17 protein-coding genes are annotated in these 16401 nt (G+C 23.4%); 6 read left to right on the top strand and 11 right to left on the bottom strand.

The window, feature by feature from the left end; all coding sequences use genetic code 11:
• Window positions 1-17 precede the first annotated feature (17 nt).
• From DM780_RS00410 to DM780_RS00400, 3 genes are all read right to left on the bottom strand, one after another.
• On the bottom strand, window positions 18-2387 hold the full coding sequence (locus tag DM780_RS00410; protein WP_110548941.1) for a BamA/OMP85 family outer membrane protein: 2370 nt from the start codon (window positions 2385-2387) through the stop codon (window positions 18-20).
• Window positions 2388-2544: 157 nt separating this feature from the next.
• Window positions 2545-3276: an isoprenyl transferase gene (locus tag DM780_RS00405; protein ID WP_110548537.1), complete on the bottom strand. Its 732-nt coding sequence runs from the start codon at window positions 3274-3276 to the stop codon at window positions 2545-2547.
• Between the two features lie 84 nt (window positions 3277-3360).
• Window positions 3361-4245, bottom strand: coding sequence for an NAD kinase (locus DM780_RS00400; protein WP_110548536.1), 885 nt, complete (start codon window positions 4243-4245; stop codon window positions 3361-3363).
• 154 nt (window positions 4246-4399) lie between these two features.
• On the opposite strand from DM780_RS00400, the gene DM780_RS00395 reads away from it, so the two are divergent.
• Genes DM780_RS00395 through DM780_RS00385 form a run of 3 tightly spaced genes read left to right on the top strand, consistent with a single transcriptional unit; the run spans window position 4400 to window position 6532 of the window.
• Window positions 4400-5341, top strand: a complete 942-nt coding sequence (locus DM780_RS00395; RefSeq protein ID WP_110548535.1) for a GHMP family kinase ATP-binding protein — start codon at window positions 4400-4402, stop codon at window positions 5339-5341.
• A gap of 32 nt (window positions 5342-5373) precedes the next feature.
• Window positions 5374-6120, top strand: coding sequence for a pseudouridine synthase (locus DM780_RS00390; protein WP_110548940.1), 747 nt, complete (start codon window positions 5374-5376; stop codon window positions 6118-6120).
• Window positions 6107-6532, top strand: a complete 426-nt coding sequence (locus tag DM780_RS00385) for a type II 3-dehydroquinate dehydratase (protein ID WP_014246031.1) — start codon at window positions 6107-6109, stop codon at window positions 6530-6532. The genes DM780_RS00390 and DM780_RS00385 overlap by 14 nt, the downstream gene beginning before the upstream one ends.
• Here the strand turns inward: DM780_RS00385 and yihA are convergent.
• Genes yihA through DM780_RS00360 form a run of 5 tightly spaced genes read right to left on the bottom strand, consistent with a single transcriptional unit; the run spans window position 6499 to window position 10219 of the window.
• Complete coding sequence (yihA, locus tag DM780_RS00380; protein ID WP_110548534.1) at window positions 6499-7140, bottom strand: ribosome biogenesis GTP-binding protein YihA/YsxC; 642 nt, start codon at window positions 7138-7140, stop codon at window positions 6499-6501. The two genes, DM780_RS00385 and yihA, sit on opposite strands and share 34 nt — an antisense overlap.
• Complete coding sequence (locus DM780_RS00375; protein WP_110548533.1) at window positions 7115-7897, bottom strand: alpha/beta fold hydrolase; 783 nt, start codon at window positions 7895-7897, stop codon at window positions 7115-7117. Before DM780_RS00375 ends, yihA begins: the two co-directional genes overlap by 26 nt.
• 52 nt (window positions 7898-7949) lie before the next feature.
• Window positions 7950-8663 (bottom strand): ribonuclease III family protein, encoded by a 714-nt coding sequence (locus DM780_RS00370; protein ID WP_110548532.1) that lies wholly within the window; start codon window positions 8661-8663, stop codon window positions 7950-7952.
• Window positions 8650-9912 (bottom strand): beta-ketoacyl-ACP synthase II, encoded by a 1263-nt coding sequence (fabF, locus tag DM780_RS00365; RefSeq protein WP_110548939.1) that lies wholly within the window; start codon window positions 9910-9912, stop codon window positions 8650-8652. Before fabF ends, DM780_RS00370 begins: the two co-directional genes overlap by 14 nt.
• A gap of 40 nt (window positions 9913-9952) precedes the next feature.
• A complete protein-coding gene (locus DM780_RS00360) occupies window positions 9953-10219 on the bottom strand; it encodes an acyl carrier protein (protein WP_110548531.1) in 267 nt (88 codons plus the stop codon).
• A 90-nt stretch (window positions 10220-10309) separates the two neighbouring features.
• Here DM780_RS00360 and DM780_RS00355 point away from each other — a divergent pair, with 90 nt between their 5' ends.
• On the top strand, window positions 10310-11893 hold the full coding sequence (locus DM780_RS00355; RefSeq protein WP_110548530.1) for a phosphoenolpyruvate carboxykinase (ATP): 1584 nt from the start codon (window positions 10310-10312) through the stop codon (window positions 11891-11893).
• 9 nt (window positions 11894-11902) lie between these two features.
• Here the strand turns inward: DM780_RS00355 and DM780_RS00350 are convergent, their stop codons facing one another.
• Window positions 11903-12487 carry a riboflavin synthase gene (locus DM780_RS00350; protein ID WP_110548529.1) on the bottom strand — a complete coding sequence of 195 codons (585 nt, stop codon included), beginning with the start codon at window positions 12485-12487 and terminating at the stop codon, window positions 11903-11905.
• 59 nt (window positions 12488-12546) lie between these two features.
• On the opposite strand from DM780_RS00350, the gene pdxA reads away from it, so the two are divergent.
• Window positions 12547-13590 (top strand): 4-hydroxythreonine-4-phosphate dehydrogenase PdxA, encoded by a 1044-nt coding sequence (gene pdxA, locus DM780_RS00345; protein ID WP_110548528.1) that lies wholly within the window; start codon window positions 12547-12549, stop codon window positions 13588-13590.
• Here the strand turns inward: pdxA and DM780_RS00340 are convergent.
• On the bottom strand, window positions 13585-13833 hold the full coding sequence (locus DM780_RS00340; RefSeq protein ID WP_317045842.1) for a F0F1 ATP synthase subunit epsilon: 249 nt from the start codon (window positions 13831-13833) through the stop codon (window positions 13585-13587). The genes pdxA and DM780_RS00340 overlap by 6 nt on opposite strands.
• 15 nt (window positions 13834-13848) lie before the next feature.
• Window positions 13849-15357 (bottom strand): F0F1 ATP synthase subunit beta, encoded by a 1509-nt coding sequence (gene atpD / locus DM780_RS00335; RefSeq protein WP_110548527.1) that lies wholly within the window; start codon window positions 15355-15357, stop codon window positions 13849-13851.
• A gap of 99 nt (window positions 15358-15456) precedes the next feature.
• On the opposite strand from atpD, the gene DM780_RS00330 reads away from it, so the two are divergent.
• Window positions 15457-16389, top strand: coding sequence for a bifunctional riboflavin kinase/FAD synthetase (locus tag DM780_RS00330; protein WP_110548526.1), 933 nt, complete (start codon window positions 15457-15459; stop codon window positions 16387-16389).
• Window positions 16390-16401 lie beyond the last annotated feature (12 nt).

Here is a 16401-nt window from a genome sequence, read left to right as displayed (position 1 = left end):
ATATCTTAAATTATTAATTAATCTTTACCTATAACAAAATTAGTTTTCCATCCTGATTTAATAGAAAAATCTTTTCTATCTACGGGATTACATATATCTATTCCAAAAAATCCTATAGGAAATAAAAAAATCCGAAATCCAATCCCCAATGATTTTTTCATTTTTAACGGATTAAATTTTTTATAAGAATCACTAATATTTCCTCCTTCTATAAAAATGTTGCTCCAAAATTTGGATGTATTAGAAAATTCCTTAATCAAATAACGAATTTCTAAAATAGATTTATTATAAATAAGCCCCCCATTATTTGGAGAAATATTTTCTGTATTCTTTCTATTAGAAGAATACCCTCTTAATGGAATATGATCTATATTTTCTATTTTGGAACTAAATGAATTTTTATCTCCACCCATATGAAATCTTTGTATTGGAAATAATATTTTTGTTTTATCGTATCTTCCTAAAAATCCAAATTCATTACCTACTTTAATCACTAGATTATCTATAATTTTTTTATACCAAAAAGTATTTATTTTAATTTTGAAGAATTCCATCCAATAGATTTTAAATCTTTTAGTATTTCTGAATAAAATGGAATAAGGAGGAGTAAATATTCCAATTAATTTTAATTCTGATCCTTTAAAAGGAAAAATAAAATCTGGATCATTTGAAATTCTTTGTAAAGAAATTAAAGATTTTATATTAGTATATTTTAATTTTCTATTATGACTTGAAAATAGTTTTGTATTGTAATTCAATGCCTCATAATCCATAGATAATCTAATTTTAGAATATGGATCTAAAATAACTAAAGGCTTATTTAAACTCAAAGACATTTCTATTTTATCTATAAATCCTTCATGAATTGTTGTATCAGAATGAAAAAATCTAGGTAATAAAAAAACGTTTTCGGATTTTTTTATTTTCTTTTTTGAATAATTTAAATGAAAATTAAGTGATGTAGGACTAGTTTTCTCTATCCAAGGTTCTATAAAAGAAAATCCATAAGATTTTGTATCCTTACTAAATTTACTAAACAAAAATAATTTTTGTCCATCTCCTTGAGGTAGAGGATTCCATGATTTAACTTTTAAAAAGTTACTTAGAGAAAAATTTCCAAAATTTAATTTAAAATTTCCAATAAGTTCATCCCCACCATATCCTCCGTATATTTGAATTTGATTAGAATTTTTTTCAATTATACGCCATTCTATATCTATAGTATTATTTTCTTTATTTTGATGAATTAAAGGATGAATTTTACTATTATCAAATAGATTTAAATCAACTAAACGTAGCATACTATACTTAATTTTTTGAGGAGAAAATAAATCTCCTGGATAAGTAGTTAATTCTCGTCTAATAACATGATCTTTAGTTGTTGTATTTCCGGATATATTTACTTTATTTATATATACTGGTTTATTTTCTTCTATTTTTATTTCTAAAAAAATTTTATTATTTTCCATTCTTTTTTCTATTGGAACTATTTTCACAAATAAATGTCCAATATTTAGATATTTTGAAAGAATACTAGATTCGGATTCTGAACTAAAAATATTATTATGAATTCCAATTTTATTATAGATATCACCTTTTTTATAAGAAAAAATTTTTCTTAATAAATTTGTTTTAATAAAAGTATTACCTAAAAAATTAACATCTCCTAAAAAATATTGATATCCTTCAATTATCTTTATTTTTATTCCATAATTACCAGAATTTTTTTTCCATATATAATCTAAAAATACTTGAGCATCTAAAAATCCCATTGATTGATATTTACGTAAAATATTTTTCAAATCCTCTTTAATATTTTCATGAGAAAAATAAAAGGAATTTCCTACCATTGGGACAAAAAATTTTTTTCTTATCTTAACCATAAAATTAAGTAATTCTTCTTTGGAAAAATAATTATTTCCATCAAACAAAATATTTTCTATTTCGATTTTTTTTCCTTTATCTACATATATATTTAAAATATTTTTACCATTCTGAATAGTCCATTTACTTTTTATAGAAGTTTCATTATATCCTTTTTTTATATAATAATTTTTAATATCGTTTTTAATAATTTGAATTGAATTTTCAGAAATTTTATCTCCTGACTTAATTTTTTCAATGGAAAAAAATTGAATTATACCGGTACCTTTTACATTAATCTTATCAACTTCTATTAAATCTTCTAAATCAAAAAATAAGTCTATTTCATTTGAATTTAAAGAAGAACTATTTTTTTTATAAATAGATATTTTTCCAAAAAGATGACTTTTCCATAATTTTTTAATAGCCTGATCTATTTTTTTACTAGGTATAAAAATTTCATCTCCTGGATAAATATGAGATAAATTTGAAATAAAATCACGATTATATTTTGTTTTCCCCATAATAAAAATATTCTTAATTAAAAAAGATGAAAATAACTCTTTCCTTTTTTCTTTCTGAATTATTTCAAGGTTATTTTTATTATTATTTTCCGTTTTAGAAAATGATATATCTAAAAAAATAAAAAAAAATAACGGAAATAAAAAAAAATTTTTTGATTTATAAAACTTTTCCAAAACGACGTTTTCTTTTTTGATAATTGATTATGGCTTCAAAAAAATCTTTTTTACGAAAATCGGGCCATAAAATATTCGTAAAATATAATTCTGCATAAGCCGATTGCCAAAGTAAAAAATTGCTAATACGTTGTTCTCCACTAGTTCTAATAATAAGATCCACATCTGGTATTTTATTAGTAGTATATAAATAATTTTGAAAAGAAGAAAAATTAATATCTTTTAGTGATAATTCCCCAAAATAAACTTTTTTGGCTATAATTTTTGTTGCTCTTAAAATTTCCTCTCTAGATCCGTAACTTATGGCTAAAACTAATGTTATAGATGTATTATTTTTTGTCTTTTTAATAAAAAAAAGTAATTTATCTTGTATCATAATAGGAAATTTTTTTATTTCTCCTATAACAATAATTTTTACATTTTTATTATGAATTTCTTCTAAAGAATGTTTTAATTTTTCATGAAATAAATGTATTAAATCATCTATTTCTTTTTTTGGTCTATTCCAGTTTTCTGAAGAAAAAACATATAAAGTTATGTAAGAAATTCCTAATTCTTTACAGCTATTTATAGAATCTATAACAGAATTCATCGAATTTTCATGTCCAAATGTTCTCAATTTTCCTCTTTTCTCTGCCCAACGACCATTACCATCCATAATAATTGCTACGTGATTAGGTAGACTATTTAAATCTATTTGTTCTAACAATTTCAAATATCAATCATTCTAACTATTAATAGAAACAAATATATAAATAATAAAGTAAAGGAAAATAGATTTTTTATAACTTATTATCAATTAATTTCTTTGATCCATCCCCCATAATAATTTTTCTCGTAAAGTTTTATAATAAGTATATTTTTCTTCTTGAATAATATATATATAAAAAGGGGCTTTTCTAATATATAATTCATTATCTTTTTTTAAAGATGTCAATCTAGTATCCATAGATAATGAATAATATTTTACTCTACTATGTATTTTTAAATGTACTTTTTGACAATCGGAAATAATCAATGGACGTGAAAATAAATTATGTGGAGAGATAGGTGTAATAACAAAATTTTTATTTTCAGGAGTAATAATAGGTCCTCCACAACTTAAAGAATATCCAGTAGATCCAGTCGGAGTAGAAATAATTAACCCATCTGCCCAATAAGAAGTCAAAAACTGCTTATCTATATAAGCATCTATAGTAATCATAGAAACAGTTTCTTTTCGGAAAATCACAATCTCATTTAATGCAAAATTAAAAAATGGATTATGATCCGTAATAGAAGTTTCTAACCACAATAGACTTCTAGGAATTAAATGAAATTTTTGATCGAAAATTTGATCTATTTTTTTAATAAAAACATCTTTATTAAAGGTAGCTAAAAATCCTAAATTTCCTGTATTTATACCTACAATAGGAATTCCAGTATCTCTAATAAAAGTTAGAGCAGATAAAATAGTTCCATCTCCTCCAAAAGTAAACATTAAACTAAAATCTTTTGTTAATTCTTTATAATGAGAAAAAACAGGAACATTAAGATTTTTAAATTCTTCAAAAGAAGACAAAATATTAAAAAATGATTTTTCAATAGAAATATCTATTGAATTATTAGATATATAGCCAATGAACTGATTCAGATATGGAATATTTTTTTTTCCAATTTTTTGTCCATATAAAGCTACTTTCATCGTTATTTATTATTGAATCTACAAAATATGGTAAAAAAAATATAAAATATTATTTTTAAAAATTTCATCCTATGCAAAAAATAATTTTAATGATTTTAATTAAATTTATTTTCTTTTTTATTATTTATTATTTACAATAAAAATAAAAAAAAATATGAAACAATCGATTTTTTATTCTAAAGTTCTTTTATTTGGAGAATACGGAATTATAGAAAATTCTATTGGACTTTCCATTCCTTATAATTTTTATAAAGGATCTTTAAAATTTATGAATTCTACCAAAAATAAAGAATTTTTTTATTCCAATTTAGAATTAAAAAAATATTATAAATTTTTATTTTTTTTAAAAAAAAGTAAAAAAAATTTAGTAAAAATTGATCTTAAAAAATTACAAAAAGATATTCAAAAAGGAATTTATTTCCAATCAAATATCCCTAAAGGATATGGAATAGGGAGTTCTGGTGCTTTAGTTTCCTCTATTTATGATAAATATGCTAAAAAAAAACTAAAAAAATGTTTAAATAATAAAAATATAATAATTTTAAAAAAAATATTTAGCCAAATGGAATCTTTTTTCCACGGAAAAAGTTCAGGAATAGATCCTTTAATTTGTTATTTTAATAAACCATTACTCATTCGTTCAGAAACAAATATTTCGACCATAAAAATTCCTAAAAAAAATGAATTTAAAGGGGAAGGAGCAATTTTTTTACTGGATACTGGTTTTTCTAGAAAAACTTCTTTTATGATAAAAAATTTTTTTTTCGTAAAATTAAAAAATGATGAATTCAAAAAAATATTAAAAGAAGAATTTATGAAATATAATGAAAAATGTATTGAATCCTTTTTAAAAGGAAATTTTAAAATTATGCTAAAAAACGTAAAATTACTTTCTACTTGGGTTTTTATTCACTTTCGTCCTATGATCCCCAAAATATTTTGGAAAATATGGGAAAAAAGCCTTTTTACTGACCTTCATTATTTAAAACTATGTGGTTCTGGAGGGGGAGGATTTATTTTAGGATTTACTCCAAATTATGATATTTCTAAAAAAATATTAAAAAAGTATACCACAGAAATTTTATTTCGTTTTTAAGTACTATGATTAAAAAAAAATTAAAAATTATAATGAATAATATACAAAGTAAAAAAAATAAATTTATACGATTAAATCATTATTTATCCAATTCTGGAATCTCTTCTAGAAGAGATGCAGATAAATTAATTCAATCAGGAATCGTAAAAGTTAATGGAATACCCGTTACAAAATTGGGGACAGTTATACATGTAAATGATGTTATAAAACTCAATGGAAATAAAATTAAAAAAAAAAATAATATATATATACTTCTTAATAAACCTAAGGGATTTATTACTTCTACACATGATCCATTTAATAGAAAAACAGTTATGAGTTTAATTCCTAATTTTTCTAATTATAGAATTTTTCCTGTTGGAAGATTAGATCGTTCAACTACAGGAGTTTTACTACTTACCAATGATGGATTCATAACTGAAAAATTAACTCATCCAAAATATAATGTAAAAAAAATATATCATGTTTTACTAAATAAAAAAATTAACGATGAAGATATCTATAAAATTCAAAAAGGAAAAATATTTCTCAGAGAAGGAAGAGTAAAAATAGATTTTATATACAGAGAACAAAAAAATAGAATAAAAATTGGATTACACATAGGATGGAATAGAGTAATTAAACGTATTTTTAAAAAACTAACTTATAAAGTAGTTCAATTAGATAGAATTAATTTCGGAGGTCTTACTAAAAAAAATATTAAAATAGGATGCTGGAATTTTTTAAATAAAAATGAAATAGATAACATTGTAAAAAATTTTTTTCATGAAAAAAATTAGCATTATTAATGGTCCTAATTTAAATCTTTTGGGGAAAAGAGAACCAGAATTATACGGTACTGAAAATTTCATAAATTATTTTAATAGATTAAAAAGAAAAAAAATTTTTTCTTCTATAGAAATGACCTATTATCAAAGTAATCATGAAGGTAAAATTATAGATATATTACATGATATAGGATACCTATCAAATGGAATTGTTCTCAATGCTGGAGCATATACTCATACTTCTTTAGGAATTGCTGATGCTATTAAATCAATTTCTACTCCAGTTATAGAAGTTCATATTTCTAATATCTATTCAAGAGAACTTTTTAGACAAAAATCATTTTTGTCTTCTGTTTGTAAAGGGACTATTTTTGGATTTGGATTGAAATCCTATGAATTAGGAATAATAAGTTTTTCTTTGTAAGGTTTTTTTTTTAATTCAAAATATTCATTCAAATTTTGAATAACTTGAATAAGTTTTTCTCTTCCATATTTTTTTTTTACAGAAACTTTAAAATATTTAGGCATTGAAAAAAAATTTTTTTCAATTCTTTCTTTACAATAATTTATATTTCTATCTAAAATTTTTGAATTTATTTTATCTGTTTTCGTAAAAACAATACAAAAATGGATTTTATAAGTTTTTAACTTTTTTATAAAATCTAGATCTAATTTTTGTATAATTATTCTACAATCTATAAGTAAAAATAAATAAACTAAATTAGTTCTATAAAAAATATAATCTTTAATTAATTTTTTTTTTTCTATTATTCTATTTTTTTGAAAAGAATAACCATATCCAGGTAAATCTATTAAATACCATTTATGGTTGATTAAAAAAAAATTAATAAATTTTGTTCTTCCAGGATAAGAGGATACTTTAGCTTCTTTTTTGGAATTAACAATAAAATTTATCAAACTAGATTTACCTACATTAGAACGTCCAGAAAAAGCATATTCAGGAAAAGTAGAATAAAAAAATTGATTAGAATTTTCTATACTTTTTTTAAACTTTACAGAAAAAATTTTCATGATTTAAATTAAATTTAGATAACCATTTTTCTAAAATTTTTATAAATTTTTTGGGATGTTCCATCATAGGGACATGGCCACATTTATCTATCCAATATAATTCGGAATGAGGTAATAATCTATGAAATTCTTTTGCCACTTCTGGTGGAGTTACAGGATCTTGTTTCCCCCAAATTAAACAAATAGGTTTTTCAATAACTGATAAATCTTTTGACATATTATACTTCATAGAACTTTTCGCAATATATAAAGTTTTAATTCCCTTTTTTTTATCATTCACAATATGAAATACTTCATCTACTAATTCTTTAGTAGCAATTTTAGGATCATAAAATACCTCTTGTGATTTTTTTCTAATATATTCATAGTTCTCTCTTTTAGGAAATGCATCTCCAAAAGCTTTTTCAAATAATCCAGAACTTCCTGTAAGAACTAAAGAATGTACTAAATCTATTCTTTTTTTTGCTATAATTAAAGCAATATGGCCACCTAATGAATTTCCTATCAATGTAGAATTTTCAATTCCTATTTCTATTAAAAACTGAATAATATATTTAGATAAATTGTAAATATTTGTAAGAAATAGTGGCATCTTATAAAGAGGTAAAACAGGTATTATTACTTGATATCCTTTTTCTGGAAAAAAATCTAAAAGTGCATTAAAATTACTTAATCCACCCATTAACCCATGAAGTAATATTAGTGGATGCCCTGAGCCTTTTTTTATATAAGAAAACTTTTTTTCTTTATTATACATAATATCATATATTTTCTTGATCAATTTTTTTATGTATTGTAATTTTCAAATATCAAATATTTTTTTTATACTTTTTTTGAATAAGAAAATAAGCTTTTTTTGCTGCAAGTTCTTCTGATTTTTTTTTGGATGGTCCTCTTCCAATTGTTTGAATTTCATATTCAGATATGGAAAATTCCGATAAATAAGTAATTATATTTTTATTTTTTTCTTCTTTAAAAGTATTAAAATTTATCAAAAATTTATTTTTTTGGGACCATTCTATAATCCATACTTTATAACTAAAAATTTCCTTCTGTAATTTCATAATATTTACATGAAAATGTAATATTTTTTTATACACAAAATTTTGACAACCCTGATATCCAATTTCTAAATAAATAAAACCTATTAAAGATTCAAGGGCATTTCCAAACATATTATCAGATATCATTGATTTATTTTTTTTAAAGAAAATTTCTGTTAACGTTAGTTTTTTAAAAATTTCATTTAAATTTTTTCTACATACAATTTTAGATCGTACTTGAGTTAACTCTCCTTCTTTTTTTTCAGGAAATTTTTCATATAAAAAATGGGAAATAATAGAATTCAATACGGCATCTCCTAAAAATTCTAATCTTTGAAAATCTATATAATAATTTTTATTTCTTTTTTTTTTATAAAAACTATATATAAATACTTCTTTTAAATAACTTATTCTTTTGGGACAAAATCCTAATATTTTCTTTAGTTTACTAACTAAAATAGAATCTTCATCTTTTAACATCTATTTTTTTAAATAAAATACAAACGTTATGTCCTCCAAAACCAAAAGTATTGCATATACTGATTTTAATTTCTTTTTTTATTGCATTATTTGGAGTAAAATTAATTTTAGAATCTATTTTTTTATCTATTTGAAATAAATTTATAGTTGGAGGTATAATTTTTTCCCGTAAAGGAAGTATAGAAGCAATAGCTTCTATAGAACCTGCAGCACCTAATAAATGACCTGTCATAGATTTAGTAGAATTAATATTAATGTTATATATATTTTCATGAAAAACTTTTTGAATAGCTTTTACTTCTGCAAGATCTCCTAAAATAGTAGAAGTTCCATGAGAATTAATATGATTAACTTCTTGATATTCAATTCCAGCATCTTTTATAGCTACTTTCATAGCAATAATAATACCTTTTCCTTCTGGATGAGGAGCTGTAATATGATATGCATCTCCAGACATCCCCACTCCACCTATTTCAGCATATATATTAGCATTTCTATTTTTAGCATGTTTATATTCTTCCAATATTAGACATCCTGCTCCTTCACCCAAAACAAAACCATCCCTATCTTTATCAAAAGGACGTGATGCAGTTTTGTAATCCTCATTTCTAGTAGATAATGCATGTAAAGCATTAAATCCACCGACTCCACTTTGTGTAATTGCTGCCTCAGAACCACCAGTTACCATAATATCTGCTTTTCCTAAACATATTAAATGATAAGCATCTACAATTGCATTAGAAGAAGAAGCACAAGCGGATACAGTAGCATAATTAGGTCCATGAAGTCCATATTTCATAGAAATTAATCCAGCAGTAATATCTATTAACATTTTAGGAATAAAAAAAGGACTAAATTTAGGAAATCTTCCTCTATTTACATAATCAGAAATTGATTCTTCTAAATTGAGAAGACCACCAATTCCAGACGACCAAATAACTCCAATACGTTCCCTTTTTTCTTTTGAAAAATTAATTCCACTATTTTTTACGGCTTCAGAGGATGCTAAAATTCCATATTGTGCACAAGGATCCAATTTTTTTTGTTCTTTTTTACTAAAAAAAATATTGGGATCATAATTTTTTAATTCACAAGCAAATTTAGTTTTATATTTTTTAGTATCAAAATAGGTAATAGGCTCTGCCCCACTTTTTCCATTAATAAGGGAAATCCAATATTCTTCTAAATTATTTCCTATTGGAGTAATACATCCAAGTCCTGTAACTACTACTCTTTTTAATTTCTTCATAAACATAAAAAAAAAAAAATCAATGTTTTTTATATAATAATCAGACAGAACTATTATCCTCTTTTTTTTTATCATCTAAAATATTTTTGATAGCTTGTATAGCCTCGCCTACAGTTGTTATTTTTTCTGCTTTTTCATCAGAAATACTAATATTAAATTCTTTTTCAAATTCCATAATAAGCTCTACTATATCTAAGGAATCTGCACCTAAATCATTGGTAAAACTAGCCTTAGGAAAAATCTCATTTTCTTCTACACTCAATTTTTCTACAATAAGAGACTTTACTCTTGATGCAATATCAGACATAGGATCGTAATTTTTATTTTTTCTAATACAAAATTAGTAAACTTTTATAAATCGTATATAAATTTGTTTTATTAAGAAATACAATAAAAAATGAGTTCTCTTAATCTAGAAAAATATGGAATCTTAAATTCTTCAAATAATTGGCAATTATCTTCTGAAGAATTACAAAATATAATTATTAAAAATAAAATGGGTGTAGAAACTAAATCAGGAGTTTTAGCAGTAAATACAGGGATATTCACTGGTCGTTCTCCTGAAGATAGATTTATTGTTAAAGATAACATTACAAATAAAAAAATTTGGTGGGATGAAAAATTTAATCAATCTTTTAATTCTAAAAAATTTGATCATATATATCAAAAATTAGTCAGATACTTATCCGAAAAAACCTTATACGTAAGAGATGGATATCTTTGTTCTTATAAACGTTATCAACTTAATATTCGGTCTATTAGTGAATATCCATGGTCTGATCTATTTATCCATAATCTTTTTTTTAGAATTTCTAAAATTGAAAAAATTTTCCCAGATTGGTTATTAATATGTTCACCTGGATTTCAGGCTAATCCAATTATAGATGGTACACATAAAAAAAATTTTACCATATTAAATTTTAAAAAAAAAGTTATACTAATTGGTGGATCAGGATATACAGGAGAAATAAAAAAATCTATTTTTTCTGTTCTAAATTTTATACTTCCTATATATAAAAATGTTTTCCCTATGCATTGTTCTGCAAATATTGGTATTTATAAAAAAGATACAGCACTTTTTTTTGGATTATCTGGTACTGGAAAAACTACTATTTCTAATGATCTTAATAGAAAATTAATAGGTGATGATGAACATGGGTGGACGGATGACAACATTATTTTTAATTTTGAAGGGGGCTGTTATGCAAAAATATTAGGTATTTCTAAAAAAAAAGAACCTATGATTTATCATGCTATTAAAAAAGGGGCAATGTTGGAAAATGTAATTTTAAAAAAAGGGACTAATGAAGTAGATTTTTTAAATGATTCTATTACACCAAATATACGAGTAAGTTATCCTATTAATTTTATAAAAAATATCGAAAAAAAATTAATATCTTCCAATATTAGAAATATTTTTTTTCTAACCTATGATGCTTTTGGGATATTACCTCCTATATCAAAACTAAATAAAGCACAATCTGCTTATTATTTTTTATTAGGTTATACTTCTAAAGTAGCTGGAACAGAATTAAATATAAAAAAACCACAAGCTACTTTTTCTTCCTGTTTTGGAGCTCCATTTATGCTATTAAATCCAGTTCAATATACAAAAATGTTAATAAAAAAATTAAATAATTCGGAAATAAATGTATGGATGGTAAATACAGGACTACTTTTTATTGGAGAATCCATTGGATTTAGGATAAAATTAAAATATACACGAAAACTTGTTCAATGTGTTTTAGATGGATGTTTATCCAGAGTAGATTACGAAAAGTACCCTATCTTTAATTTTTATATTCCAAAATACTGTCCAGGTATATCTTCCAATATTTTAAATCCAAAAAAAACATGGAAAAATAAAAAAATGTATCAAAATCAAGTAAAAAATCTTGTCAAAAAATTCATAAAAAATTTTGATATATACAGAAAATATACGGATAAAGAAATTTTGTCTGGAGAACCTAAAATAGAATAAATTTTCATTTCAAAAACATAAATTTTTTATAATATACTTTCCAAGTATATCATATTCTACGTTAACAAAATCTCCTACCTTCATAAAATGAAGATTGGTTTTTTCATAAGTATAAGGAATAATAGATACACTAAATATTTTATTAATATATTTTGTTATAGTAAGACTAATTCCATTTACAGAAATGGAGCCTTTTTCTATTACTAAGTTATCTAACTTTGTTCTAGATTTGAAAGAAAATAACCAACTTCCATTTTTTCTATTTATTTCAACAATTTTAGCTATTGTATCTATATGACCTTGTACTATGTGTCCATCGAATCTTTCATTAACTTTCATTCCACGTTCTAAATTTACTTCATCTTTAATTTTTAAAAAATCTAAATTAGTACAACGTAAAGTTTCTTCCGATGCAATTACTGAATAAGTTCCATTTATTATCTCTATGATACTTAAACATATTCCATTGTGAGCAATACTTTGATTAATTTTAATATGATCTAAAAATGGATTTTTAAAAGTAATACAAAGATTATTTTTTTGACGATTTAATCTATATACTTGTGTAGTACATTCTATAATTCCAGTAAACATAATTGAAATTTATTCATATTTTTTTTATAAATTAAAATATTTATTTCATAAAATATGGTATGAATTATAGAACAAAAAAAATAAAAGTTGGTATTTCTACAGGAGATATTAATGGAATAGGAATAGAAATTTTTTTAAAAGTATGTCGAAAAAAAAAACTTTTAGATTTTTTTACACCGGTTTTATTCGGATCTACAAAATTATGTTCATATTATAAAAAAATTTTAAATATCGAAGTAAATAATATACGAGGAATAAAAAATTTAAAAGAAATTATAGATTATAAAATCAATGTTTTAAATATATGGAAAGAAGATATTAGATTTGACTTAATCAAAATAAACCATGAATCAGGAAAATATCCTATTTCATCTTTAAAAAAAGCCACAAAAGCTTTAAAAGATGGAAAAATTGATGTTCTAGTTACAGCACCTGTAAACAAAAAATGGATGAATTTTAAAGAATTTTATTTTTTAGGCCATACTGAATATTTACAAAATATTTTGGATGGAGAATCCTTAATGTTAATGATTCATGAAACATTAAAAATAGCATTAGTTACCCATCATATACCATTAAAAAATGTTAGTTCTGAATTAACTATAAAAAAAATTGTAAAATCCATAAAAATTTTACATCAATCTTTAAAAATTGATTTTTCTATAGAAAAACCTAAGATTGCAATTTTAGGATGTAATCCTCATTCAGGAGAAAATGGTTTATTAGGTGAAGAAGAAAAGACTAAAATTAAACCAGCTATTCATATTTTATTTCAAGATCAAGGAATATTAGTTTTCGGTCCTTATTCTCCAGATAGTTTTTTTGGAAATAATAGTTATAGAAATTTTGATGCAGTTTTAGCTATGTATCATGATCAAGGATTAATACCCTTTAAAACATTAACTTTTAATGAAGGAGTTAATTTTACTGCTGGTCTTTCTCATATACGTACTTCTCCAGATCATGGAGTAGCATATGATATTGCTAAAAAAGGTATTGCTAATGAAAATTCTTTTAAAGAAGCTATTTTTAATGCTATAAAAATTTTTAAAAACAGAAAAGAATATATGAAAATAATTTCTTCTAAATCTAGATTACTATAAAATAACTATAACCAAATTATTTTTAACTAGTAAAAATCCTCCATTTATTGGTATTTTTAAAATTTTATCATTAAATGATTTATTTAATTTTATCCATCCATTACTCAATATAGAAATAAATGAAGCATGATTTTCTAATATTTGAAAATAACCATTCAATCCTGGAGCTATAATAGAGATGGCTATATCTTGATATAATATTTTTTCAAAATCAATAATCGTTACTTGCATAATATATTTCATTTTATCTTCTATTTATTATGTAGAAGATAATATTTCTTTTCCTGTTTCTATAACTTGTTCAATAGTTCCTTTTAAATTAAAAGCCATTTCCGGAAGATGATCTAATTCTCCATCCATTATCATATTAAATCCTTTAATCGTATCTTCAATTTTTACAAATTCTCCTTCTATACCCGTAAATTGTTTTGCTACATGAAATGGTTGAGATAAAAAACGTTGAACACGTCTAGCTCGATAAACTATTAATTTATCTTTTTCACTAAGTTCTTCTATTCCTAGAATAGCAATAATATCTTGTAAAGAATTGTATTTTTGAAGAATTTCTTTAACACGTTCTGCACAATAATAATGATCTTTATTTATTAGATCCGGAGATAATATACGAGAAGAAGAATCTAATGGATCTATTGCTGGATAAATTCCTAAAGAAGCTATTTTTCTGGAAAGTACGGTTGTTGCATCTAAGTGGGAAAATGTAATGGAAGGAGCTGGATCAGTTAAATCATCAGCAGGAACATAAATAGCTTGTACTGAAGTAATAGACCCTTTCTTTGTAGATGTAATTCTTTCTTGCATAGATCCCATTTCAGATGATAAAGTTGGCTGATAACCTACAGAAGATGGAATTCTACCTAATAATGCAGAAACTTCTGATCCTGCTTGAGTAAATCTAAATATATTATCTATAAAAAATAAAACATCTTGTCCTTTTTTTTTCAAAACTTGATCTCTATAATATTCCGCTAATGTTAATCCAGATAATGCTACTCTAGATCTTGCTCCAGGAGATTCATTCATTTGTCCAAAAATAAAAACTGCTTTAGACTCCTTTAAGGATTCCTTATCTACCTTAGAAAGGTCCCAATATCCTTTTTTCATAGATTCCATAAATGAATTACCATATTTTATAATTCCTGATTCTAACATTTCTCGTAATAAATCATTTCCTTCTCTAGTCCTTTCTCCTACACCAGCAAAAACCGAATGACCTCCATGTTTTTTTGCTACATTATTGATTAATTCTTGTATTAAAACAGTTTTTCCTACTCCAGCACCACCAAATAATCCAATTTTTCCTCCTTTTGAATAAGGTTCAATCAAATCAATTACTTTAATTCCTGTATATAATATTTCAGTATCTGTAGATAAATCTTTAAATTTAGGTGGTGGGTTATGAATAGATCTAGAATTAGACTTATCTAAAGGAAATAATCCATCAATAGGTTCGCCTAAAACATTAAATACTCTACCATTAATAGATTCCCCTATTGGGATACTAATTGGTCCACCTAAAATTTCCACCTCTTGTCCTCTTTTTAATCCATCGGTAACTTCCATAGAAATACAACGTACACTATATTCTCCAATATGCTGTTGAACCTCTAATATAATTTTATTTGTTTTGGATAATTTGACTTCTAATGCATCGTAAATTTTAGGTAGAGAAGCTATATCTTTAAAAGATACATCAATAACTGGTCCTATAATTTTAATTATTTTTCCTTTTAATTTTTTTTTATTCATTCTCTCAAAAAAACTATTAATTAGTATATATAGTATTAGTATACGTTAATCATATATATTTGCAAATATATATGTAAGAGAAAAAAAAGATAATAAATTTTGAAAATTTATTCATTTATTGATGAATTTTCTTCCTTTTTACCATGTGTATTTACACTTGGTTTTTTTGATGGAGTTCATATAGGACATAAAAAAATTATTCAAAACTTAATTTTTAGAGCAAAAGGGGAGTATTGTACTGTTTTATTAACTTTTAACCCACATCCTAAAGAAGTACTAATTCCTAAAAAAAATATTTTATATTTAAATACTCTTCCTGAAAGAATTCATCATCTAAAAAAAACAGGAATAGAACATTTGATTATTCATCCTTTTACCAAAAAATTTTCAAAATTAAGTATTCAAGATTTTTTTCAAAAGATTTTATTTTCTAACATGAAAATTAAAAAAATTATAACTGGATATGATTCTCATTTAGGAAAAAATAGAGATGGGACATTCCATCAACTAAAAAAAATTTCTAAATCATATGGAATCAAAATTTATAAAGTAAATCCTTATAAATATAAAAAAAAAATTATTAGTTCTACTAATATACGAAAATCTCTTTTAATAGGGAATATAGAATGGGCTAATAATGCTTTAGGTTATTTATATAACTTATCTGGTTATGTAATAAAAGGGGAAGGAATAGGTAAAACATTAGATTTTCCAACAGCTAATATTCAACTAAATGAAAATAAATTAATTCCAAAAAAAGGAGTTTATGCGGTAAAAGTTAATATTTTTAATTTTTTTTATAATAAAGGGATGATGAATATAGGGATCTGCCCTACAGTTAATAAAAAAAATAAAAAAATAAAAATTGAAGTTCATATTTTCGATTTTTATCAAGAAATATATGGAAAAAAAATTGATATTTTTATTATTAAAAGAATTCGTGAAGAAAAAAAATTTAGTACACTTTATGATCTTAAAAGACAAATTAAAAAAGATCAAATAAAAATAGAATATTTTTTTTCAAAAAAATAGTTTAAAAAAAAT

This window comes from Blattabacterium punctulatus, from assembly GCF_003226695.1.
GTDB classification, from domain to species: domain Bacteria; phylum Bacteroidota; class Bacteroidia; order Flavobacteriales; family Blattabacteriaceae; genus Blattabacterium; species Blattabacterium punctulatus.
Note: the sequence above shows the minus strand (reverse complement) of the source record. Positions and strands in the feature narration are given on the sequence as shown.